At 74.7% G+C, this 20,733-nt stretch carries 24 protein-coding genes; 13 read left to right on the top strand and 11 right to left on the bottom strand.

Going from position 1 to position 20,733, the window contains the following annotated elements:
- Nucleotides 1–19: 19 nt before the first annotated feature.
- The 4 genes from VER05_RS03790 to VER05_RS03805 form a co-directional block, all read right to left on the bottom strand.
- Entirely contained in the window at nucleotides 20–961 is a 942-nt protein-coding gene (locus VER05_RS03790; protein ID WP_324844061.1) for an ABC transporter permease, read from the bottom strand.
- Between the two features lie 62 nt (nucleotides 962–1,023).
- Nucleotides 1,024–2,013, bottom strand: a complete 990-nt coding sequence (locus VER05_RS03795; protein WP_324844062.1) for an ABC transporter substrate-binding protein — start codon at nucleotides 2,011–2,013, stop codon at nucleotides 1,024–1,026.
- A 52-nt stretch (nucleotides 2,014–2,065) separates the two neighbouring features.
- Nucleotides 2,066–3,847 (bottom strand): allophanate hydrolase, encoded by a 1,782-nt coding sequence (atzF, locus tag VER05_RS03800; protein ID WP_324844063.1) that lies wholly within the window; start codon nucleotides 3,845–3,847, stop codon nucleotides 2,066–2,068.
- Nucleotides 3,844–4,608, bottom strand: coding sequence for a GntR family transcriptional regulator (locus VER05_RS03805; protein WP_324844064.1), 765 nt, complete (start codon nucleotides 4,606–4,608; stop codon nucleotides 3,844–3,846). Before VER05_RS03805 ends, atzF begins: the two co-directional genes overlap by 4 nt.
- 209 nt (nucleotides 4,609–4,817) lie before the next feature.
- Here VER05_RS03805 and VER05_RS03810 point away from each other — a divergent pair, with 209 nt between their 5' ends.
- From VER05_RS03810 to VER05_RS03820, 3 genes are all read left to right on the top strand, one after another.
- Complete coding sequence (locus tag VER05_RS03810) at nucleotides 4,818–5,456, top strand: nucleotidyltransferase domain-containing protein (protein WP_324844065.1); 639 nt, start codon at nucleotides 4,818–4,820, stop codon at nucleotides 5,454–5,456.
- Nucleotides 5,453–5,830: a DNA-binding protein gene (locus VER05_RS03815; protein ID WP_324844066.1), complete on the top strand. Its 378-nt coding sequence runs from the start codon at nucleotides 5,453–5,455 to the stop codon at nucleotides 5,828–5,830. Before VER05_RS03810 ends, VER05_RS03815 begins: the two co-directional genes overlap by 4 nt.
- A 66-nt stretch (nucleotides 5,831–5,896) precedes the next feature.
- A complete protein-coding gene (locus VER05_RS03820) occupies nucleotides 5,897–6,571 on the top strand; it encodes a hypothetical protein (protein ID WP_324844067.1) in 675 nt (224 codons plus the stop codon).
- Nucleotides 6,572–6,586: 15 nt separating this feature from the next.
- Here the strand turns inward: VER05_RS03820 and VER05_RS03825 are convergent, their stop codons facing one another.
- On the bottom strand, nucleotides 6,587–6,937 hold the full coding sequence (locus VER05_RS03825) for a metalloregulator ArsR/SmtB family transcription factor (protein ID WP_324844068.1): 351 nt from the start codon (nucleotides 6,935–6,937) through the stop codon (nucleotides 6,587–6,589).
- Nucleotides 6,934–8,214: an MFS transporter gene (locus VER05_RS03830; protein ID WP_324844069.1), complete on the bottom strand. Its 1,281-nt coding sequence runs from the start codon at nucleotides 8,212–8,214 to the stop codon at nucleotides 6,934–6,936. The genes VER05_RS03825 and VER05_RS03830 overlap by 4 nt, the downstream gene beginning before the upstream one ends.
- Nucleotides 8,215–8,746: 532 nt before the next feature.
- Between VER05_RS03830 and nrdH the strand changes: the two genes are divergently transcribed.
- The 4 genes from nrdH to nrdF all read left to right on the top strand — a co-directional run bounded on the left by nrdH (nucleotide 8,747) and on the right by nrdF (nucleotide 12,740).
- Nucleotides 8,747–8,992 carry a glutaredoxin-like protein NrdH gene (gene nrdH / locus VER05_RS03835; protein WP_324844070.1) on the top strand — a complete coding sequence of 82 codons (246 nt, stop codon included), beginning with the start codon at nucleotides 8,747–8,749 and terminating at the stop codon, nucleotides 8,990–8,992.
- Between the two features lie 81 nt (nucleotides 8,993–9,073).
- Nucleotides 9,074–9,490: a class Ib ribonucleoside-diphosphate reductase assembly flavoprotein NrdI gene (gene nrdI, locus VER05_RS03840; RefSeq protein WP_147795260.1), complete on the top strand. Its 417-nt coding sequence runs from the start codon at nucleotides 9,074–9,076 to the stop codon at nucleotides 9,488–9,490.
- Nucleotides 9,487–11,631, top strand: a complete 2,145-nt coding sequence (gene nrdE, locus VER05_RS03845) for a class 1b ribonucleoside-diphosphate reductase subunit alpha (RefSeq protein WP_324844071.1) — start codon at nucleotides 9,487–9,489, stop codon at nucleotides 11,629–11,631. The genes nrdI and nrdE overlap by 4 nt, the downstream gene beginning before the upstream one ends.
- 134 nt (nucleotides 11,632–11,765) lie before the next feature.
- Nucleotides 11,766–12,740 carry a class 1b ribonucleoside-diphosphate reductase subunit beta gene (gene nrdF, locus VER05_RS03850; RefSeq protein WP_324844072.1) on the top strand — a complete coding sequence of 325 codons (975 nt, stop codon included), beginning with the start codon at nucleotides 11,766–11,768 and terminating at the stop codon, nucleotides 12,738–12,740.
- A gap of 102 nt (nucleotides 12,741–12,842) precedes the next feature.
- Here nrdF and VER05_RS03855 read toward each other — a convergent pair whose 3' ends face one another.
- From VER05_RS03855 to VER05_RS03870, 4 genes are all read right to left on the bottom strand, one after another.
- A complete protein-coding gene (locus VER05_RS03855; RefSeq protein WP_324844073.1) occupies nucleotides 12,843–13,079 on the bottom strand; it encodes a hypothetical protein in 237 nt (78 codons plus the stop codon).
- Nucleotides 13,080–13,127: 48 nt separating this feature from the next.
- Complete coding sequence (locus tag VER05_RS03860) at nucleotides 13,128–13,778, bottom strand: DedA family protein (RefSeq protein WP_324844074.1); 651 nt, start codon at nucleotides 13,776–13,778, stop codon at nucleotides 13,128–13,130.
- Between the two features lie 82 nt (nucleotides 13,779–13,860).
- A complete protein-coding gene (locus VER05_RS03865; protein ID WP_324844075.1) occupies nucleotides 13,861–14,616 on the bottom strand; it encodes a hypothetical protein in 756 nt (251 codons plus the stop codon).
- Nucleotides 14,609–14,971 carry a PadR family transcriptional regulator gene (locus VER05_RS03870; RefSeq protein ID WP_324844076.1) on the bottom strand — a complete coding sequence of 121 codons (363 nt, stop codon included), beginning with the start codon at nucleotides 14,969–14,971 and terminating at the stop codon, nucleotides 14,609–14,611. The genes VER05_RS03865 and VER05_RS03870 overlap by 8 nt, the downstream gene beginning before the upstream one ends.
- Before the next feature lie 72 nt (nucleotides 14,972–15,043).
- Here VER05_RS03870 and VER05_RS03875 point away from each other — a divergent pair, with 72 nt between their 5' ends.
- The 5 genes from VER05_RS03875 to VER05_RS03895 all read left to right on the top strand — a co-directional run bounded on the left by VER05_RS03875 (nucleotide 15,044) and on the right by VER05_RS03895 (nucleotide 18,548).
- Nucleotides 15,044–15,688, top strand: coding sequence for a Type 1 glutamine amidotransferase-like domain-containing protein (locus VER05_RS03875; protein WP_324844077.1), 645 nt, complete (start codon nucleotides 15,044–15,046; stop codon nucleotides 15,686–15,688).
- 152 nt (nucleotides 15,689–15,840) lie between these two features.
- Nucleotides 15,841–16,890, top strand: a complete 1,050-nt coding sequence (locus VER05_RS03880; RefSeq protein WP_324844078.1) for a zinc-binding dehydrogenase — start codon at nucleotides 15,841–15,843, stop codon at nucleotides 16,888–16,890.
- Nucleotides 16,891–16,954: 64 nt separating this feature from the next.
- A complete protein-coding gene (locus tag VER05_RS03885) occupies nucleotides 16,955–17,539 on the top strand; it encodes a DapH/DapD/GlmU-related protein (protein ID WP_324844079.1) in 585 nt (194 codons plus the stop codon).
- A gap of 32 nt (nucleotides 17,540–17,571) precedes the next feature.
- Nucleotides 17,572–17,883: a carboxymuconolactone decarboxylase family protein gene (locus VER05_RS03890; RefSeq protein WP_324844080.1), complete on the top strand. Its 312-nt coding sequence runs from the start codon at nucleotides 17,572–17,574 to the stop codon at nucleotides 17,881–17,883.
- Complete coding sequence (locus VER05_RS03895) at nucleotides 17,880–18,548, top strand: SDR family NAD(P)-dependent oxidoreductase (protein ID WP_324844081.1); 669 nt, start codon at nucleotides 17,880–17,882, stop codon at nucleotides 18,546–18,548. Before VER05_RS03890 ends, VER05_RS03895 begins: the two co-directional genes overlap by 4 nt.
- 22 nt (nucleotides 18,549–18,570) lie before the next feature.
- On the opposite strand, the gene VER05_RS03900 is transcribed toward VER05_RS03895, so the two are convergent.
- Nucleotides 18,571–19,287, bottom strand: coding sequence for an HAD family phosphatase (locus tag VER05_RS03900; RefSeq protein ID WP_324844082.1), 717 nt, complete (start codon nucleotides 19,285–19,287; stop codon nucleotides 18,571–18,573).
- Nucleotides 19,288–19,458: 171 nt separating this feature from the next.
- Between VER05_RS03900 and VER05_RS03905 the strand changes: the two genes are divergently transcribed.
- On the top strand, nucleotides 19,459–20,727 hold the full coding sequence (locus VER05_RS03905) for a YihY/virulence factor BrkB family protein (protein WP_324844083.1): 1,269 nt from the start codon (nucleotides 19,459–19,461) through the stop codon (nucleotides 20,725–20,727).
- The last annotated feature ends 6 nt before the right edge of the window (nucleotides 20,728–20,733 follow it).

Raw genomic sequence — 20,733 nt, forward strand, 5'->3', positions numbered from 1 at the left:
TCGGGTCGGGCGGGGCGCGTCAGGTCAGGGTGGGTCGGCCGCGGGTGGCGAGCGCGAGGAGGCCGGTGAGCAGGCGGTCGGCGACGAAGCCGCACAGGCCGATGACGACCATCCCGGCGACGATCAGGTCGGTCTTCGACTGGTCGCGGGCCTGCGTGATCATGGCGCCGAGGCCGGTGTTGATCCCGACGGTCTCGCCGACGACGAGGATCACCCAGGCCAGGCCGAGCGCGACCCGCAGGCCGCTGGCGATCGACCGCATCGAGGCGGGCAGCACCACCTTGTAGAGCACCTGGGCCTTCTTGGTGCCGAGCATCGCGGCGGCCTCCAGCAGCCGCACCGGGACCTGCCGCACGCCGGCGATCGTGTTGAGCAGCACCGGGAAGAACGCGGCGAGGAACACCAGGAAGATCGCGGAGCCGTCGCCGTAGCCGATGATGAGCAGGGTCAGCGGCGCCCAGGCGGTGACCGGGATCGGCCGGGCCAGGTTCACCGTCGGCTCGAGCATCCGGAACGCGAGCGAGAACCGGCCCATGACGACGCCGAGCGGCACGGCGAGCGCGACCGCCAGGGCGAACCCGGCGAGCACGCGCTGGGTCGACGCCCACAGGTGGGCGAGCAGGGTGCCGCTGAACGCGTCGTCGACGATCCCGCCCACGGCCAGGTCGACCAGGCGGCGGCCGACCTCCAGCGGGGTGGGCAGGAAGCCCATCTTGATGCCGAACGGCAGCTCCCACGCCTGCTGCACGCCGACGGTCCACAGGACCAGGACGAGCGCGGGGACGGGGAGCGCGAGCAGGAGCGGGCCGACGCGGGGGCCGCGTCGGGCGGGGCGCCCGGGACGCCCGGTGCGCGGCGCGGCCGCGGCGGTGGGCGCGTCGTCGGGCGCGGCCGCCTGCGCGGCACGGGCGGGCACGGCGGCGGTCGCCGGGGCGGCCGGGGTGGCCTCGGTGCTGGTCATGGGGGTCTCCCTCGCGGGCGGGGTGCGCCGGCCCGGGCGGGCCGGGCCGGCGCACCGGGTGGTCAGGAGTCGCCGCCGGCCTCGGTGGCCTCGACGAACGTGGTGTCGAGCAGCGTGGCCACGTCCACGTCGCCGTCGATCTGCTTCAGCAGGGCCATCTGCTCCACGAGCGCGCCGACCTGGGCCGCGTACTCGTCGTCGATCTCCCAGCGCGGCCAGATGTTCTGCACCGCGGTGTCGACGACGGCCTGGTCGATGCCGAACTCGGCGACCACGCCGTCGGCCCACGCCTGCGGGTCCGCGGCCATCTGCTCGGTGGCCCGCACGTGGGTGTCGACGACCTGCTGCACCAGCTCGGGGTCGCTCTCGATGAGCTCGCCGGTCGTGTAGAGGCCGATGTTCACGCGGCCGACCGGGGTGTCGTACGGCGAGGCGACCTCCACGGCGCCGGCCTGCAGCGCCGTGGACGGGCCGAGCTCGGCGGAGGCGAACGCGTCGATCCGGCCGGCCGCCAGCGCGCCCGCCATGTCGGAGAACGGCAGGTTGACCAGCTCGAGGTCGGAGTCGGCGTCCATCCCGGCGGCCTCGAGGGTCAGGCGGAGCAGGATCTCCTGCGACGAGCCCTGCGGGTACCCGACGGTCAGGCCGGCCAGCGACTCGACGCCGTCCAGGCCCTCGCGGCCGATGATGCCGGAGCCGCCGTCGGCCGCCGCGGCGACCACGACGACGTCCTGCCCGGCGGCCGCGCCGGACACGGCGGACGGGACGCCGGCGACGCCGAAGTCGATGTTGCCGCTGACCACGGCGTTCTTGATGTCGGGCGAGGTGTCGAACTGCACGACCTCGAACTCGACGCCCTCGGGGGCCAGGTCCTCGTAGAGGAACGGGGCGTACAGGTGGGGCTGGCCCTTGAGGGTGCCGACGGTGACCACGGTGGGGCCGTCGCCGTCGCCACCGGCGGGCGCGGCGCCCGCGGAGTCGGGGGAGCAGGCGGCGAGGCCGGCGACGAGCAGGACGGCGGAGCCGGTCACGAGGGGGCTGCGGAGGCGCACGGGGGTCTCTTCTCTCTCGGCGTGCGGGGGATCGGGGAGGGTCTCGGGTAGGTCAGGCGGAGGGGGCGGCGGTCCTCGCGGCGAGGGCCGCGCGCCACCCGCCGAGGTGGGTCACGTCGGCGGCGTCCGGGGCGGCGCCGGGCTGGCCGACGAAGCCGACGAGCTCGCGACCGTCGTCGGTGCGGACGCGGCCCAGGCCGAGCGGCGCGGGCACGGACAGCAGCAGCCGCCCGAGGGCGTCGGGCGTGAGGAGGTACTCCTCGCCCTCCAGCACCCCGCCGGTCCCGGGCGCGACGGCGTGCACCAGCGGCTTGGCCGGGGTCGTCGCCAGCGCGAGCATCCGGTAGTCGGGCGCCGTGCGGGCCGGGCCCACCCAGCGGGCGCCGAGCGCCAGCAGCTCGGGGTGCAGCGGCTGCCCGCGCAGGTGGGCGCCGAACACGAGGACGGGGACGCCGGCCGCCGGGAGCGGCGCGGGCGCCGGGGCGTCGGCGGCGGGCAGGTCGCGCCACGAGGCGTCGTCGGCCCGGCCGTCCAGCTCCAGCAGCGCGGCCAGGTCCAGCGCGACCTGGTCGTCGAACGCCCGGGTGAGGACGGTGACGCCCGCCTCGCCCGCGCCGGTCGGTCCGAGCGGCATCGCGACGCCGGCCAGGTCGAACAGGTTGACGAAGTTGGTGAACACCCCGAGCCGGGCGTTGGTGGTGAGCGGCGCGGCGGCCACCTCGGCGAGCGTCGGGTGCTCGGGCGCGGTCGGGACGAGCAGCGCGTCGCAGCCGTCGAGCGCGGCCAGCGCGGTCGTCCGCAGCGCGGCCACCTCGTCCCGCGCGGCCTGGTACTCGGCCGCGGTGACCCGGCCGGCCTCGGCGGCGATCCGCGCGACCGTCGGGTCGGCGCCCTCCGGGTGCTCGGCGAGGTAGGCGCCGAACGCCGCGTACCGCTCGGCCACCAGGCCGCCGCCGTACAGCAGCCGGGCGGCGGCGAGGAACGGCGTCAGGTCGACGACCCGGGTGGTCGCGCCCGCCGCGACGAGCCGGGCGACCGCGGCGTCGAACCGCGCCCGCACGCCCGGGGCGACCTCGGCCAGGTCGGCGTCCCGCGGCACGGCGACGACGGGCGCGGCGGGGGCGGCGAGCCGCACGTCCGCCGGCCAGGTGCGCGACGACGGGTCGAGCGCGCTCGGCGCCGCCATCACGGCCATCGCCCGCCGGGCCAGGTCGAGTTCCCGGGCCAGCACGGTGACGCAGTCGTACGAGGCGCAGGCCGGCACGACGCCGTCCTTCGGCACCAGCCCCAGCGTCGGCTTGATCCCGACGACCCGGTTGAACGCGGCGGGGACGCGGCCGGAGCCGGCGGTGTCGGTGCCGAGGGCCAGGTCGGCGATCCCCAGCGCCACCGCGACCGCCGAGCCGGACGACGAGCCGCCCGACACCCGGTCGGGGGCGACCGCGCTCGCCACCCCGCCGTACGGGCTGCGGCTGCCGGTCAGCCCGGTCGCGAACTGGTCGAGGTTGGTCTTGCCCAGCACGACCGCCCCGGCGGCGCGCAGCAGGTCGACGACGGTGGCGGAGCGGCCCGCGACGACCTGGTGCGCGGGGTGCGCGGCGGTCGTCGGCAGGCCGGCGACGTCGATGTTGTCCTTCACCGCGAGCACGAGCCCGGCGAGCGGGAGCGCCTCGCCGGCGGCGACCCGGGCGTCGACCGCGCGGGCCTCGGCCTCGACGTCGGCGCGGTCCCGGACGAGCGTCCAGACGTCGGGTCGGCCGGCGGCGGCGAGGTCGGCGAAGGCGCGGCCGACGCGGGCCAGAGCGGTCGTCGGGGTGGTGGTCGTGGCGGTCATCGCTGCTCCTCGCGGGCCATCAGGCGGGTCATCTCCAGCGCGGCGGCGGCGCGCTCCATCACGACCTCCCGGGAGGCGCCGACGTGGGCGCGCAGCGCCTCCAGCGCCTGCGGCAGCCGGTCGCGCACCACGAGCTCGGCGATGCCGATGTGCTCGCCGATGGTCGCCGCCATCCGGTCCTCGGTCAGGTAGTCGTACATCCGCACCGACCGGATCCGGCGGTTCGTCTGCGCCAGCGCCTGGGTCAGCGCGGGGTTGCCGGAGGAGTCGAGCAGCGTGAAGTGGAACCGCTCGTCCTCGCTGACGAACCCGGCGTCCGGGGCCGGGCGGTCGTCGCGGAACCCGTACCAGTGGGCCAGCTCGCCCTCGAGCCGGGCGCGGTCGTGGTGCACCGTCGGGTCCTCGAGCGCCCGGGTCAGGCCGCGCAGCTCCAGGGTGATCCGCAGCTCGTACAGGTCGGTCAGCTCGCGGAAGCTCGGCACGTACAGGTGCAGGCCGCTCTCGCGCTTCACGACGATCCCGTCGGCCAGCAGCCGGGCCAGGGCCTCGCGGACCGGGGTCCGGGAGACGCCGTGCCGCTCGGCCAGGCGCTCCTCGGTCAGCCGCTCGTACGGGGAGACCCGCCCGCTCATCAGCTCGTCGCGGATGGTCAGGTAGACGCGCTCGCGGCGGGAGGTGGCGGACCCCTCGGGGCCGGCCGGGGCCGCGGGGCCCGCCCCGGCGTGCGGCTGCCCCGAGCCGGGGGCGACGTCTGTACTCATGTCTGTATACAGAACCGGGTACATGTTTCCGCACGTGGCGGCGCATGTTGCGGGCGCGTGACGATTCGCGGGGGCGCCGACAGCTGCTCACCGCGCCCGCGCGCGCGAGGGCACGCACCCTTCCCGCGACCGTCGCGTGCCGCAGCAGTGAGCACAATTCGGCTCACGTGAACAGTATTCGACTCAGACGCGATACCGTGGACCCGGAGGTGGTGCGCGTGGACCTGGAGTACCCGATGGGAGCCGTGCTGCCGTCGGCGCAGGGGCCGGTCCTGGCCGTCCTGGCCCGCTCGGGTCGACCTCTGACCGGGCGCCAGATCGCCCAGCTCACGCGACCCCGGGTGTCCCAGAGCCGCACCGCCGCCGTCCTCCGCGACCTCGCCGCCGCCGGCGTCGTCAGCGCCACCCCGGCAGGGAGCGCCGTGCTCTACGAGATGAACACCGAGCACCTGCTCTACGCCCCGATCGCCGCGCTCGTCACCGCCCGGGAACGACTGTGGGAGCGGATCGTCGCGCAGGTCGCGACGTTCGAGCACGAGCCGGTCGCGGTCGCCGTGTTCGGGTCGGCCGCCCGGGGGGACGGGCACGTCGGCAGCGATATCGACGTGCTCGTGGTGCGTCCCGATGACGTCGACGACGACAACCTTCTCTGGCGGCACGACGTGGACGAGCTGGACGGAGCGATCCAGCGGTGGACCGGGAACGCCGTCGACCTGCTGAGCTGGTCGCCGCGAGAGCTCGCGGAGATGGCGGACGCCGGCGAGCGCCTCCTGGACGAGGTCCGCGCGGACGGGCGCTTCCTCGTCGGGTCGCGGTCCAGCGTCCCGACCGCGAGGCGCCCGGCATGACGGCGCTGACCGACGCCCAAGCCCACCTGGCGAAGGCGCGGGAGTTCCTCGAGGCGGCCGAGGTCGAGCTCGCCGGAGGGCTGTGCACCGCCTCGACGTCGAGCTCGGTGCTCGCGGGCATCAACGCCAAGGACGTCATCTGCCTGAGCTCGACCGGGCGCACCGGGAAGAGCGACGACCACAAGAGCGCCGCGGTCGAGCTGGCGGCCTCCGGGCCGGCGGGTCGGGCCCTCGAGACGACCTTCCGCCGGTTGATCGCCCTGAAGACCAGGTCGCAGTACACGGCCGGACCGATGAGCGCCACGGACGCGCAGAAGGCCTTCGCGTGGGCGACCCGCATGGTGCAGGCCGCGGCGGACGCGCTGGCGTCCTGAGGAGGGGCGCGGCGCGGCGGGCCGGGTCGCCGTGCGCGGCGGGCCGGGTCGCGGCAGGCTGCGCCCATGACGGGTCCGAGCCGGGACGAGCGCCGCGCCGCCGCCGCGACCGTGGGCTGGCTGCCGGTGCGCGCGGGCGACCTCGCGGGCGTGGCCTGGACGCTCGCCGCCGACGGCGTGCCCCCGGGCGCGCGCGGTGCCGTCCGTACCGCGCGGACCGCCTGGTGCTGGCCCGCCCGGGTGCTGACCGTCGGCCGGGACCGGTACCACCGCGACGACCGCCGGACGACGGTGTCGCTGAGCCGGACGATCTCCCCGGGCGTGGCGATCGCGATCGGCGCCGCGGTGTGGCTGCTGTTCCGCCCGCTGGTCCGAGGGATGCCCCCGGTCCCGGTGTTCGTCGCCATGGGCGCGCTGTACGGCTACCTGCTGACGCTGGCCGTCCTGCAGTGGCTCCGGAACCGGGCCGAGCGCACGCCGGAGGAGCGGCGGGGGCTGTTCCGGATCGCGCCGCAGGTCCGGACGACGTGGTGGCTCGGGCGGGTCGCGCTCCGGGACCCCGGCGCGGACCGGGCGGCCGCGCTCGCGGGCGCCGCGGCGCTCTGCCGGGCCGTCGCGGGGCCGGGCGAGACGGTCGGGGCGGTGGCGGCGTCCGACCGGCAGCAGGCGGAGCTCGAGGCCGAGGGCTTCCGCGAGCCCCGCGGCAGCAAGGGCATGGTGATCCTCACCGGGTCCGCCTGAGCGACCCGGCGGTCGTCAGCGGTGGTGCGGCGGCGTCGCGTAGAGGACGTGCTCGGAGTGGTGCAGCACGTTGGTCACCAGCGCCGCGACGTGCTCGTCCGGCTGGCCGTAGTACATCGTCGTGCCGTCGCGGCGGGAGGTCACCAGCCGGCCGGCGCGGAGCTTCGCGAGGTGCTGGGACACCGCCGGCCCCGGACGTCCGAGCTCCGCGGCGATCGCGGACACCGACATCTCCGTGCCGTCGAGCATCGCGAGGATCGCCAGCCGGGTCCGGTCGGCGAGCAGCCGCAGCACCTCGACGGCGTGGTCGAGGTCGGCGTCCGGGGGCGCGCTGCGCTGCTGCTGCGGGGTGGCCACGGTCGTCATGATCGCACCGACTCCTCCGCCGCGGCCGCGGCCGGCGCGGTGACGTGGGTGGTGGCGCGGGGCCACAGCGCGGCCGCCGCGACCCCCGCGCCGGCCGCCACGGCCGCCAGCAGCACCGCGGTCCCGCCCGGGCCGAGCGCGCCGGCGCCGCCGAGCCAGCCGGCCAGCGGGTAGGTGACCAGCCAGCAGGCGTGCGACAGCGAGAACTGCGCCGCGAACGCCGCCGGCAGGTCGCGCGCGGGCACGCTCCGCCGCACGATCCGGCCGACCGGGGTCTCCACGGCCGACCAGCCGATCCCGACGACCAGCCACAGCGCGCCGAGCGCCGCGAGCCCGGCGGCGGACGGGGCGCCGAGCGCGAGCGGGACCAGCGCCGTCGCGCCGGCGAGCAGCGCCGCCCCGCCGAGCATGACCCGCCGCTCGGGCGTCCGGCGCAGCACCCGGGGGAGCAGCACGGCCGCGGCCATCGACCCCGCCCCGTTCACCGCGAGCAGCACCGCGACCGCGCCCTCGCCCGCCCCGAAGGTCGACCGGGCGACCACCACCGTCTGCACGAGCACGAACGCGCCCGCCGCCGCGACGGCCAGGTTGAGCGCGAGCACCGGGCGCAGCGCGGGCGTCCGCACCAGCAGCTGCGTCCCCCGCCGCGCGCGCCGCCCGAACGGCGCCTCGGGGCCGTCGTCGCCGTCGTCGTCGACCGACCGGCCGCGCGCCGGGACCGCGGTCGCGAGCACCAGGGCGGCCGACCCGGCGAACCCGGCGGCGGTGCCGAGGAACAGGGCCGACGACGGCACGACAAGCAGCAGCGCCGCGGCGAGCACCGGCGACAGCACAGCCTCGAGGTCGTAGGCCAGCCGGGACAGCGACAGCGCGGCGGTGTAGTCGTCCTCGTCCGGGAGCACGTCCAGCACCACGGACTGGAAGGTGGGCGTGAACGTCGCCGACGACGCCTGGAGCACGAACACCAGCACGTACACCTGCCAGGCCTGGTCGACGAACGGCAGGCCCAGCGCGACGACGAGCCGCAGGGCGTCCGCGCCGACCAGGACGTGCCGGCGGGGGAGCCGGGCGACGGCCGCGGCGGCCAGCGGGGCGACCACGACGTAGGCGACCATCTTGACCGCCAGCGCGGTGCCGAGGACGGCGCCGGCGTCGGCACCCGCCAGGTCGTAGGCGAGCAGCCCGAGCGCGACGGTCGCGAGGCCGGTGCCGGCCAGGGCGACGACCTGGGCGAGGAACAGCCGGCGGTACACGGGGTGGGCGAGGGCGCGGAGCACGGGGTCAGTGTGTGCATATCTGCGCGTACACGCAACCATGCGGCGGATCGCGATCCGCCGCGACACGCCGGTGCCCGCGCGACACGCCGTGCCGGGACGACGGTCCCACCCGCCCGCGCGGGCGACGTGCGTCACCCGGCCGGGCGGGTGAAGTCCGTCCGTCCACATGTGCGCCGCCCTGTGCGTGACCTGGGGATACCTGTGGACGACGACGCCTTCCAGCAGGCCCCGCCACGCCTGCGCGTGTCAGTGGTCGCCCGTAGCCTGTGGATGAAGTCGGACACCGGGACGGCGGTGCACAGCCTGTGGAAACGACATGTGTGTAACACCAGCCCTAGTGGTCCCTTGCCGGACTCACCACTAGGTGTAGTGTCGTGACTCGCCGCTGGACGAGGGCACGGGGACGTCGGAGAGACGCCCGACCGGCCCGGCCGCAGCGGCCCGAGAGCGGCACCACAGCACCACCAGCAGCATGCGGGGCGGGCGCGGGGGCGCACGTACCAGCCAGGCCTTTCACACCGGGGAGACAGCGATGACCATCACCGTCTACAGCAAGCCGTCCTGCGTCCAGTGCAACGCGACCTACCGCGCCATGGACAAGGCCGGCCTGCAGTACGAGGTCGTGGACATCACGGAGGACGCCGACGCGCGTGACTACGTCATGTCCCTCGGCCACCTGCAGGCCCCGGTCGTCGTGGCCGACGGCGACCACTGGTCGGGCTACCGCCCGGACCAGATCAAGGCGCTCGCCGACCGCGCCGCGGTCTCCGTCGCCTGACGCGGCCGTGCGCCGCCCGGTGACCCGGGCGGCACGGTCGCACGGGTCCACGATCCACCCGGGGCGAGGAGGGGTGGGGCGATGAGCTCCCTGGTCTACTTCTCCTCCGTCTCGGAGAACACCCGCCGGTTCGTCGACAAGCTGGACATCGACGCCACGCGGATCCCGCTCCGCCCGTCGGAGCCGTTCCTGCACGTGCGGGACCCCTATGTCCTGGTGGTCCCCACGTACGGCGGCGGCAACGAGGGCGGCGCGGTCCCGCGGCAGGTCGTCAAGTTCCTCAACGACGCGACCAACCGCTCCCTGATCCGCGGCGTCATCGCGGCGGGGAACACCAACTTCGGCGCGCACTACTGCATGGCCGGAGACATCATCGCGGCGAAGTGCCAGGTCCCGTACCTGTACGCCTTCGAGCTCATGGGAACGACCGAGGACGTGCGACGCGTCCGAGAGGGATGGGGACGATTTTGGCAGCGACACTCACCGACGCCGGCATGACCGACGCGACCGAGGTCATCACCATCACGCCCGAGATGGACTACCACTCGCTCAACGCGATGCTGAACCTCTACGGCGCGAACGGCGAGATCCAGTTCGACAAGGACCGGGAGGCGGCGCGGCAGTACTTCCTGCAGCACGTCAACCAGAACACGGTCTTCTTCCACGACCTGGAGGAGAAGCTCGAGTACCTGGTCGAGAACAAGTACTACGAGGCCGACGTCCTCGCCCAGTACAGCCAGGAGTTCGTCAAGGCGCTGTTCAAGCACGCCTACTCGAAGAAGTTCCGCTTCCAGACCTTCCTGGGCGCCTTCAAGTACTACACCTCGTACACGCTGAAGACGTTCGACGGCAAGCGGTACCTGGAGCGCTTCGAGGACCGCGTCGCGATGGTGTCGCTCGCGCTGGCCGAGGGTGACGAGACCTTCGCGCTGCAGCTCGTCGACGAGATCGTGTCCGGCCGGTTCCAGCCGGCGACCCCGACGTTCCTCAACCTCGGCAAGGCGCAGCGCGGCGAGCCCGTGTCCTGCTTCCTGCTGCGCATCGAGGACAACATGGAGTCGATCGCGCGCGGCATCAACTCCGCCCTGCAGCTGTCCAAGCGCGGCGGCGGCGTGGCGCTGCTGCTCTCGAACATCCGCGAGCACGGCGCGCCGATCAAGCACATCGAGAACCAGTCGTCCGGCGTCATCCCCGTGATGAAGCTGCTCGAGGACTCGTTCTCCTACGCGAACCAGCTGGGCGCCCGCCAGGGCGCGGGTGCGGTCTACCTGCACGCGCACCACCCGGACATCATGCGGTTCCTCGACACCAAGCGGGAGAACGCGGACGAGAAGATCCGCATCAAGACCCTGTCGCTGGGCGTCGTCATCCCGGACATCACGTTCGAGCTGGCCAAGAACAACGAGGACATGTACCTGTTCTCGCCGTACGACGTCGAGCGCGTCTACGGCAAGCCGTTCGCCGACGTGAACGTCTCCGAGAACTACCGCGCGATGGTCGACAACGGCCAGATCCGCAAGCAGAAGATCAAGGCCCGCGACTTCTTCCAGACGCTGGCCGAGCTGCAGTTCGAGTCGGGCTACCCGTACATCCTGTTCGAGGACACGGCCAACAAGGCCAACCCGATCAAGGGCAAGATCACGCACTCGAACCTGTGCTCGGAGATCCTCCAGGTCTCGACGCCCTCGACCTTCAACGAGGACCTGTCGTACGACCACGTCGGCCGCGACATCTCCTGCAACCTCGGCTCGATGAACATCGCGCTCGCGATGGACTCGCCGGACTTCGGCCGCTCGGTCGAGACCGCGATCCGGGCCCTCACCGCCGTGTCCGACCAGACCGACATCGAGTCGGTCCCGTCGGTGAAGCGGGCGAACCGCGGCGGCCACGCCATCGGCCTCGGGCAGATGAACCTGCACGGGTACCTGGCGCGCGAGCGGATCTTCTACGGGTCCGAGGAGGGCCTGGACTTCACGAACATCTACTTCTACACGGTGGCCTTCCACGCCATCCGTGCCTCGAACCTGCTCGCCAAGGAGCGGGGCCAGGCGTTCGCCGGCTTCGAGGACTCGAAGTACGCCACCGGCGAGTACTTCCAGAAGTACATCGAGGGCACCTGGGTCCCGAGGACCGCCCGCGTCGCCGAGCTGTTCGCCACGTCCGGCGTGCACATCCCGACGCAGGACGACTGGCGGGAGCTGGCGGAGTCGGTGCGCGAGCACGGCATCTACAACCAGAACCTCCAGGCGGTCCCGCCGACGGGCTCGATCTCGTACATCAACAACTCGACGTCGTCGATCCACCCGATCGCGTCGAAGATCGAGATCCGCAAGGAGGGCAAGCTCGGCCGCGTGTACTACCCGGCGCCGTTCATGACGAACGACAACCTGGAGTACTACGACGACGCGTACGAGATCGGCTACGAGAAGATCATCGACACGTACGCCGAGGCCACGCAGCACGTGGACCAGGGCCTGTCGCTGACGCTGTTCTTCAAGGACACCGCCACCACGCGCGACATCAACAAGGCGCAGATCTACGCCTGGCGCAAGGGGATCAAGACGATCTACTACATCCGCCTGCGGCAGATGGCGCTCGAGGGCACCGAGGTCGAGGGCTGCGTCTCCTGCATGCTCTGACCTGACAGCGCCGGCCGGGTCCCAGGGCCCGGCCGGCGCCGTCGCGCGAGGGTGCACCATAGGGGTCAGACCCCGCCGGGCCGCCGCCCGAACCCGCCGCGAGACCGCGGCACCGGACACGACATGGAGCAGTGATGGCCGAGAAGCTGAAGTTGGTCGACCGGGTCCAGGCGATCAACTGGAACCGCGTCGAGGACGAGAAGGACGTCGAGGTCTGGGACCGGCTCGTCGGCAACTTCTGGCTCCCCGAGAAGGTGCCGGTGTCGAACGACATCCAGTCCTGGGCGACCCTGTCGGACGTCGAGAAGCAGATGACGACCCGCGTGTTCACGGGCCTGACCCTGCTCGACACCATCCAGGGCACCGTCGGCGCCGTGTCGCTCATCCCCGACGCGCTGACCCCGCACGAGGAGGCGGTGTACACCAACATCGCGTTCATGGAGTCGGTGCACGCCAAGTCCTACTCGTCGATCTTCTCGACGCTGATCTCCACCCCCGAGATCGACGAGGCCTTCCGCTGGTCGGAGGAGAACCCGAACCTGCAGCGCAAGGCCGAGATCGTCCTCGACTACTACCGGGGCGACGAGCCGCTCAAGCGCAAGGTCGCCTCGACCATGCTCGAGTCGTTCCTGTTCTACTCCGGCTTCTACGCGCCGATGTACTGGTCCTCGCGGGCCAAGCTCACCAACACGGCCGACCTGATCCGCCTCATCATCCGCGACGAGGCCGTGCACGGGTACTACATCGGCTACAAGTTCCAGAAGGGCCTGGAGAAGCTCACCGAGCCCGAGCGCCAGGAGCTGAAGGACTACACGTTCGAGCTGCTCTTCGAGCTGTACGACAACGAGGTGGAGTACACCCAGGACCTGTACGACCCCCTGGGCCTCACCGAGGACGTCAAGGCGTTCCTCCGGTACAACGCGAACAAGGCCCTCATGAATCTGGGCTACGAGGCGCTGTTCCCGAAGGACGAGACGAACGTCAACCCGGCGATCCTCTCCGCCCTGTCCCCGAACGCCGACGAGAACCACGACTTCTTCTCGGGCTCGGGCTCCTCGTACGTCATCGGCAAGGCCGTGAACACCGAGGACGAGGACTGGGACTTCTGATCCCGGCCTGGCCCCCGCAGCACCGACCGCCCCGCCGAGCCCCGCGCTCGGCGGGGCGTCGTCGTGCGGTGGGTCGACCGGCGGGCGGCTCGGGGTCGGGCGTCAGGCGAGCGCGCCGGTCAGGCCCGCGACCAGCACCGCCGCGCCCGCGACGACCAGGAACGCCCCGCCCGCGGCCATCAGGCCCGGCGACTGGGTGCGCGGGCCGACGTGCCCGCCGCGCCGCGCCCGCACCTCGCGGGCCGCACGCGAGATGCGCTCGCGCTGCAGGACGAAGACGACGCCGAACACGACGGCGACCGCACCCCACACGACCGCCACGACCTGACCTGTCGTCATGCCGGACAGCATGGCTGACCTGCGGGAGCGGCGCGCGCCGGACGCCGGTCAGCGCGCCGACGCGTCGACCGGCTCCGCCTCGCCGGCCGCGGGCCGCCCGGCCCGGCGGCGCGTCCGCAGCCACTGCACCAGGCTCGTGAGCACGGTGAGCCCGACCGCCACGACGACCAGCCCGGTCACGTACCGCTCGAGCCCGGGCACGCGGGTGCCGAGCGCCCAGCCGGCTAGCGGGATCGCGCACGCCCACACGGCGCCGCCGACCACCTGCCACACCGTGAAGGTGCGCAGCGGGACCCGCGTGACGCCGGCCAGCGGGTTGATGACCGTCCGGACGACCGGGATGAACCGGGCCAGCACGATCGTGCGCGCCGTCCCGTACCGCTCGACCATCGCGCCCGCGCGGTCGAGGGCCGCGTGCAGCCGCCCCTCGGGGGAGGACCGCGTGACCCACCGGCCGCCCGCGCGGCCGAGCAGGTAGCCGCCGTGCGCGCCGAGCAGGGCGCCGGCGGTCGCCGCCAGCAGCACGCCGACCAGCGGGAGGCGGGCGCCGGGGCCGGCGCTCAGCACGCCCGCGGCCAGCAGCAGCGTGTCGCCCGGCAGCACGAAGCCGATGAGCAGCCCGGTCTCGAGGAGCAGGATGACGAAGATCCCGCCGACCCCGAACGCCGTGAGGAGGCTGCCGGGGTCGAGGAGGTTCACCCGCCCAGTATCCGCCCGCCCGCGGAGTCATGGGACGACACGGGCGGGTGATCGGGGGTGACGCGCGCCTCCCCGGTCGCGGTCAGCCGCCCGAGACCGCCCCGGCGACGCCGACCACGACGGAACCGACCGCGGTCCACGCCAGCACCGTCCACGGCAGCAGCATCGCCGCGCGGCGCGGCGCCGGCTCCTGACCCGGGCCCACGACGGGGTCGGCCGTCCGGCCGCGCCGGGCGAGGAGCACGTCGGCGGCGATCCCGGCGCCGAGCAGCAGCAGGCCGGCGGCGAGGGCGCCCGGCGCGGGCACGACCGCGACGGGCGCGTCGAGCTGGAGCAGCAGCACCGAGGGCACGAGCACCGCGGTGGCGCCCGCGCCGACGGCGGCCGCGGCGACGAGCGGCCGCCGGACCACCAGCTCCAGGACGCGGCCGGCGAGGAGCGCGACCAGCCCGCAGCCGGCGACCAGCACCGCGAGCATGGCGAGCAGGCCCCAGGTCACGGTCACCTCGCGGCCGCGGGCGAGCTCGCCCACCGCCGTGATCACCACGACCATGCCCGCGATCTCGACGACCAGCGGTGCGAGGTGCGGCAGCCACGCGGGGCGGGGGGCGGGGTAGGTCTCGGCGACGGCGCGGGCGTACGCGGCGGGGTCGCCGAACGCCTCCCCGGCGGGTTCGCCGCTGTCCCGGCAGTGGGCGCCGACCTCGGCGAGCGCGTCGCCGATGCGCTCGCCCGGGACGTCGCGCAGCCGCGCCTCCAGGACGAACGCGTCCACCCAGCGCGGGTCGACGTCGGGGGCGATCCGCTGGGCGTCGGTGGGGCGGTGGGTGTCAGGCACGGGGTTCCTCTCCTGCGGGGGACGGCGCGGCCAGGTGGGCCTCGACGACGGCGGCGAACTGCCGCCAGCGCCCCACCAGGTCGTGCAGGTGGCGGCGCCCCTCCGGGGTGATCTCGTAGTACTTGCGGCCGGGGCCGCCCTCGCCGGCGCGCCACTCGACGGTCAGGTGGCCCGCGGCCTCCAGGCGTCCCAGCAGCGGGTAGAGCGTGCCGCCCTTGATCTCGCCGATCCCGGCCTCCGCCAGCCGCGCCGCGATGGCGTAGCCGTAGGTGGGCCCGTCGTCGAGCACGCGCAGCACCGCCTGGGGGAGCACGCCGCGGAGCCACTCGCCCGGCCAGTCCCGGTCCTCGGTCATGACTAGATCGTACGCCTGACTAGGTAGGGAGGCAATCTACCCACGTCGTCCGCACCGCGTACCGTCGCGACCGTGCCCTCCCTGCTGCTGCTCTCGCTCGGCCACGGCGCCGTGCCCGCCTTCCTCGCCGACCACGCCCGCCCCGACCGCGCCCCGGCCGACCGCCCGCTGACCATCGGCTACGTCCCCGACGCCGCCCGCGCCGACGCGGCCGCCCCCTGGGCCGTCGCGGAGCGGGACCGGGTCGCCGCCCTCGGGCACGCGGTCGTCGACGTCCGCCTCACCGGCGCGACCGCGCCGGACGTCGCGAGCGCCCTCGACGGCGTCGACGCGCTCTACGTCGCGGGCGGGAACACCTTCGCCCTGCTCGACGCGCTGCGGTCCTCCGGGGCGGACGCGGTCGTCACCGAGCGGGTCCGCGCCGGGCTGCCGTACGTCGGCTCCAGCGCCGGGTCGATCGTCGCGGGCCCCAGCGCCGAGCCGGCGACGCTCATGGACGACCCCGCGGAGGCGCCGGGGCTCACCGACCGGCGCGGGCTGGGGCTCACCGACGCGGTCGTCGTCCCGCACGCCGACGGCAAGCTGCCGCCGTACCCGCTGGAGCTCATCGGCCGCACGCTCGACCGGTACGGGTCGGACCACGAGCTGGTGCCGCTGTGCGACGACGAGGCGCTGCTGATCACGGGCCCGGGCTGGAAGGTCGTCGCCTCGGCGTGACCGGGCCGGCGCCCCCGGCCCCGGAGCGGGGGGAGCGCCGAGAGGGGTACTGACAGGGCCCGGCTGAGGGCCCGCCCGGCGGCGATTCCGCGGCGCGGAGGGGGCATGGTGGAGGGGCACCCGACACCCCTCCCCGAGGAGATCCCCACCCGATGCGTGCCACCTTCCTGTACGGCGCCGGCGACGTCCGCGTCGAGCAGACCGCCGAGCCCGTCGTCCAGCAGCCCACCGACGCGATCGTCCGCACGGTCCGCGCGTGCGTCTGCGGCTCGGACCTGCACCCGTACCACTCGATGCCCGCCTCGGAGCGGGGCCAGTCGATGGGCCACGAGCTGATCGGCGTCGTCGAGGAGACCGGCTCGGCCGTCACCTCGGTCACGAAGGGCGACTTCGTCATCGCCCCGTTCGCGTTCAGCGACAACACCTGCGCGATCTGCCGCGACGGCTTCCAGACCGCGTGCCCGCACGGCGGGTTCTACGCCACCCCGCAGACCAACGGCCTGCAGGCCGAGCTGTCCCGCATCCCGCTGGCCGACGGCAGCCTCGTCGTCGTCCCGGACGTCAACCCGGCGACCGCGGACGAGTCGCTGCTGGCGTCGCTGCTGACCCTGTCCGACGTGTACCTGACCGGCTACCACGCCGCGTTCATGGGCCGGGTCGAGCCCGGGAAGTCCGTCACCGTCATCGGCGACGGGGCGGTCGGCCTCTCCGCCGTGCTCGCCGCGAAGCAGCGGGGCGCCGAGCGGATCGTGCTCATGGGCCGGCACGCCGCCCGCACCGACCTGGGCCGCGAGTTCGGCGCGACCGACGTGGTCGCCGAGCGCGGCGAGGAGGGCGTCGCGCGCGTCCTCGACCTGACCGGCGGCGCGGGCACGCACGTCGTGCTGGAGGCCGTCGGCCACATGCCCGCCTACGAGCAGGCCTACGGCGTCGTCCGGTCCGGCGGCGTCATCTCCCGCGTCGGCGTCCCGCAGTACGAGGACGCCCCGGTCGGGTTCGGCTCGCTGTTCGGCCGGAACATCACGCTCAACGGCGGTCCCGCGCCCGTCCGCGCGTACCTCGAGGACGCGATCCGGCAGGTGCTCGACGGCACCATCGACCCGGGCCGGGTGTTCGACCGGACCGTCTCGCTCGACGACGCCGCCGAGGGCTACCGGGCCATGGACGCCCGCGAGGCGCTCAAAGTCATGCTCCGCCCCTGACCGCACCCGTCGGCCCCGGCGCCCGCCGCCGGGGCCGACCGACCACCGACCCGGAGGACCGCCCGTGGACCTGACCGCCTTCCTCGCCCACGTCGACGCCGGCCGCACGATCGTCGGCGGCTCGGCGGAGCACGCGTTCATGCACGACGCCGCCCAGGACGCGCTCCGGGTGGTCGCCGAGCTCACCGGCGGCTACCACGCCCCGGAGGAGGTGCGCGCCCTGCTGTCCCGGCTCACCGGCCGGCCCGTCGAGCACTCGGTCGCGCTGTTCCCGCCGTTCTCCACCGAGTTCGGCAAGAACCTGGTCCTCGGCCCCGGGGTGTTCATCAACCAGGGCTGCCGGTTCCAGGACACCGGCGGCATCCGGATCGGCGAGGGCACGCTGATCGGCCACGGCACGACGCTGACCACGCTGAACCACGCGCTCGACCCGGCCCGCCGCGCCGACATGACGCCCGCCCCGGTCGTCATCGGCCGCCGGGTGTGGGTCGGCGCCGCGGTGACGGTCGTCCCCGGCGTGACGATCGGCGACGGGGCGGTGGTCGGCGCCGGCGCCGTCGTCACGAAGGACGTCGCCCCCGACACGGTCGTGGCCGGGGTGCCGGCGCGGCTGGTCCGCCCGACCGGCTTCGACTCGTCCGCGCTCTGACGCGGTCCCGCCCACCCCCGAAGGAGAACCTGATGACCGACTCCCCGATGCAGCGCATGGTGGGCGACATCGCCCCGGCGTTCGTGCACCTGACCGACGACGTGCTCTTCGGCGAGGTCTGGGCGCGCCCGGAGCTCTCGCCGCGCGACCGCTCGCTCGTCACCATCACCAGCCTGGTCACCGCCGGGAACACCGAGCAGCTGCGGGCGCACATCCCGATGGGCCTGGACAACGGCCTGACCCGGGAGGAGATCGTCGAGGCGATCACGCACGTGGCGTTCTACGCCGGGTGGCCCCGCGCCGTCTCCGCCCTCACGCTCGCGAAGGAGCTGTTCGCCCGGTGACCGCCACCATCGCCGTCGTGGGCGCGGGGCCGGGCCTCGGCGCCGCCGTCGCCCGCCGGTTCGCCGCCGAGGGCCTGTCGGTCGCGCTCGTGTCCCGCACCCAGGAGCACGTCGACGACCTGGCCGACGCGCTGGCCGCCGAGGGCGCGACCGCCCGGGGGTACGCCGCCGACGTCCGCGACCCCGACGCGCTGGGCGCCGCGCTCGACGCCGCGGCCGCCGACCTCGGGCCGGTCGCGGTGCTGCAGTACAGCCCGCTCCCCGCCCGGGAGTACCTGAAGCCGGTGCTCGACACCACGGCCGAGGACCTCGACGCCGCGCTGGCGTTCTCGCTGCACGGGCTGCGGACCGCCGTCGCCCGGGTGCTCCCGGGGATGCGGGAGCAGGGCGGCGGGTCGGTGCTGCTCGCGAACGGCGGCAGCGCGGTGCGGCCCAACCCGCGGGTCGCCGGGACCTCCGTCGCGTTCGCCGCGGAGGCGGCGTACGCCCAGATGCTGCACGCGGAGCTGGCGCCCGAGGGCGTGCACGTCGGGCAGCTGATCATCCCCGGCGGCATCGAGCCCGGGCACCCCACCCACGAACCCGCCGTGCTGGCCGGCCGGCTGTGGGCCATGCATGTCGAGCGGGGCGAGTTCCGGGTGTACGCGGACCGGATGCCGGCCTGAGCCCGCGCGTCGGGCGGCCGGCTCAGGCGGGTCGCGCGGCGCCGCGGTCGTCCCCGAGCGCCCAGCCCACCAGGGCCTCGGGGTCGACCGCGGCCATCCCGCCCGCGACCACCACGTCCGCCGCCGCGAACCGCGGGTCGAGCGGGTCGACGACCGACGGGATCGCCACGCACCGCATCCCGGCCGCCGCGGCGGCGAGCACCCCGGGCACCGCGTCCTCGACCACGACGCAGCCGGCCGGCGCGACCCCCAGCCGGCGGGCGGCCTCGAGGAACGCGTCGGGTGCCGGCTTGCCCGCGGCGACCTCGTCGGCGGACACGACGGTCGTGAGGACGTCGGCGAGCCCGACCAGGTGCAGCGCCGCGCGGATCGCCTCCGCCGGCGAGCCCGACGCCACCGCCTGCGGGACGCCCGCCGCGTCCAGCTGCCGCACCATCGCCCGGGTCTGCGGGAACCCCTGGAGGAACGGCAGCCGCCGGGCGTAGCCGTCGAGCTTGCGCCGGGCCAGGTCGTCGAGGTCGGCGTCGACCCCGAGCGCCTCGGCCATGGCGGCCAGCACCCGGGTGCCGCCCCGCCCGACGAACGACCGCTTGAACTCCGTCGTGACCTCGGCGCCGTAGGCGGCGAACGCGTCGCGCTCGGCCTCGAGCAGCAGGGCCTCGGTGTCGGCGAGGACACCGTCGAGGTCCCAGAGGACCGCGTGCGCCCGCTGGGGTGCGGGGGGCGTCGTTCCCGGCATGGTGCGGCTCCGATCCGTGCGCGTCGTCGCGTGCGCCGGGGCGGGCCGCCTCGGCGCGGGTCTGGCTGAAAACCTACCGCGTGTGCGGGATTGACAGAAGGGGTCGCCCCGTAGGGTCGCTGCATGCCGACCCTCCCGCCCGCGCCGGTCGCCCGGGCCTGAGCCGCCGCCGTGCTCCTCGTCCTCGTGCTCGCCGGCCTCGCCGTCGCCGTGCTGTCGCGCCGGTCCGGGTGGGTCCGCGACCGGCTGCCCGTCCCGGCGACGACGATCCTCGCCTGGTCGGTCGCGGGCGTCGTGGGCCTCGCCCTGGCGGACGTGGGCGGGGGAGCGGGGCGCACGCTGCTCGCCGGGTCGGTCGCGGTCGCCTCCGGCGCCGCGGCGATCGCCGCCGCGGGGTGGCTCGTGGGGGCCGTCCGGCCGCGGCTGGCGCGCCGGCGGGCCCGGCGTGCGGGCGCGCGGACCGTGGGGGAGCGGGCCGTGGCGCTCGCCGACCGGCACCCGCTGACGGTGCGCGGCTGGGGCGTCGCGTCGCTCGCGGTGCGCTCCGTGGTGCGGTCGGGCGAGGTGCGGATCACCGGCCTGGCGGCCGAGATGACGTACTACGCGCTGATCTCGCTGGTGCCCATCGCCACCGCGCTCGGCGCCAGCCTCGGCTACCTGCGGCCGCTGCTCGGCGACGAGCAGGTGGACGAGATCCGGACCACCGTCGTCGAGGGCCTGGCGACGGTGTTCGCGCAGCAGGTGGCGAGCGACGTGCTGGCGCCCCTGGTCGACGGCCTGCTGGACGAGCAGCGCGGCGGGTTCGCGCTGGGCGCGCTGCTCGTCACGCTGTACCTGGCCAGCCGGGTGTTCCGCGCCGCCGTGCGGGCGCTGGACGACGCCTACCGCGTGGAGTCCCGGCAGAACGTCGTGGTGCAGTACCTGCTCGGGTTCGCGTTCACGATCGGCGCGCTCGTCACGATGGTCGCGGTGCTGCTGCTGGTCGTCGTGGGGCCGCTGCTGGGCGGGGGCGACGCGCTCGCGGCGCGGCTCGGGCTCGGCGACGCGTTCCGCGCGGCGTGGTCGGTGCTGCGCTGGCCCGCGGTGCTCGCGCTGGGCGGCGCGTTCCTCACCCTGCTCTACCGGTACGCGCCGAACGTCGTCAGCACCTGGCGGCGCTGCCTGCCGGGCGCGGTGGCGGGGACGGTCGGGGTGCTGCTGGTGTCGACCGGGTTCGTCGCGTACGTCGCCCTCGCCGTGCCGGAGACGCCCGGCGCCGACGCCGGGAGCGCGGCCGTGGTGCAGGCGGCCGCGCAGATGCTCGGCCTCGTCCTGGCCGGGGCGCTGTGGATCTGGCTGTCCAGCATCGCCGTGCTGCTCGGCGGTGTGCTGAACGCCGAGGTGGACGCCGCGCGGCCGCGGGCGCGCCGCGCGGAGCCGTCCGTGCCGGCGGCCGCGTGAGTGCGG

It is taken from the genome of Cellulomonas sp. (genome assembly GCF_035634735.1).
Classification (GTDB): Bacteria; Actinomycetota; Actinomycetes; order Actinomycetales; family Cellulomonadaceae; genus Cellulomonas.

Bases quoted from the DNA above. Each gene is read 5' to 3' on its own strand.
- VER05_RS03805 (WP_324844064.1), bottom strand. From the start codon at position 4,608: ATGAGTACAGACGTCGCCCCCGGCTCGGGGCAGCCGCACGCCGGGGCG.
- VER05_RS03880 (WP_324844078.1), top strand. From the start codon at position 15,841: ATGCGTGCCACCTTCCTGTACGGCGCCGGCGACGTCCGCGTCGAGCAG.
- atzF (WP_324844063.1), bottom strand. From the start codon at position 3,847: ATGACCGCCACGACCACCACCCCGACGACCGCTCTGGCCCGCGTCGGC.
- VER05_RS03820 (WP_324844067.1), top strand. From the start codon at position 5,897: ATGACGGGTCCGAGCCGGGACGAGCGCCGCGCCGCCGCCGCGACCGTG.
- nrdI (WP_147795260.1), top strand. From the start codon at position 9,074: ATGAGCTCCCTGGTCTACTTCTCCTCCGTCTCGGAGAACACCCGCCGG.
- VER05_RS03855 (WP_324844073.1), bottom strand. From the start codon at position 13,079: ATGACGACAGGTCAGGTCGTGGCGGTCGTGTGGGGTGCGGTCGCCGTC.
- VER05_RS03815 (WP_324844066.1), top strand. From the start codon at position 5,453: ATGACGGCGCTGACCGACGCCCAAGCCCACCTGGCGAAGGCGCGGGAG.
- nrdF (WP_324844072.1), top strand. From the start codon at position 11,766: ATGGCCGAGAAGCTGAAGTTGGTCGACCGGGTCCAGGCGATCAACTGG.
- nrdE (WP_324844071.1), top strand. From the start codon at position 9,487: ATGACCGACGCGACCGAGGTCATCACCATCACGCCCGAGATGGACTAC.
- VER05_RS03900 (WP_324844082.1), bottom strand. From the start codon at position 19,287: ATGCCGGGAACGACGCCCCCCGCACCCCAGCGGGCGCACGCGGTCCTC.
- VER05_RS03825 (WP_324844068.1), bottom strand. From the start codon at position 6,937: ATGACGACCGTGGCCACCCCGCAGCAGCAGCGCAGCGCGCCCCCGGAC.
- VER05_RS03790 (WP_324844061.1), bottom strand. From the start codon at position 961: ATGACCAGCACCGAGGCCACCCCGGCCGCCCCGGCGACCGCCGCCGTG.
- VER05_RS03870 (WP_324844076.1), bottom strand. From the start codon at position 14,971: ATGACCGAGGACCGGGACTGGCCGGGCGAGTGGCTCCGCGGCGTGCTC.
- VER05_RS03890 (WP_324844080.1), top strand. From the start codon at position 17,572: ATGACCGACTCCCCGATGCAGCGCATGGTGGGCGACATCGCCCCGGCG.
- nrdH (WP_324844070.1), top strand. From the start codon at position 8,747: ATGACCATCACCGTCTACAGCAAGCCGTCCTGCGTCCAGTGCAACGCG.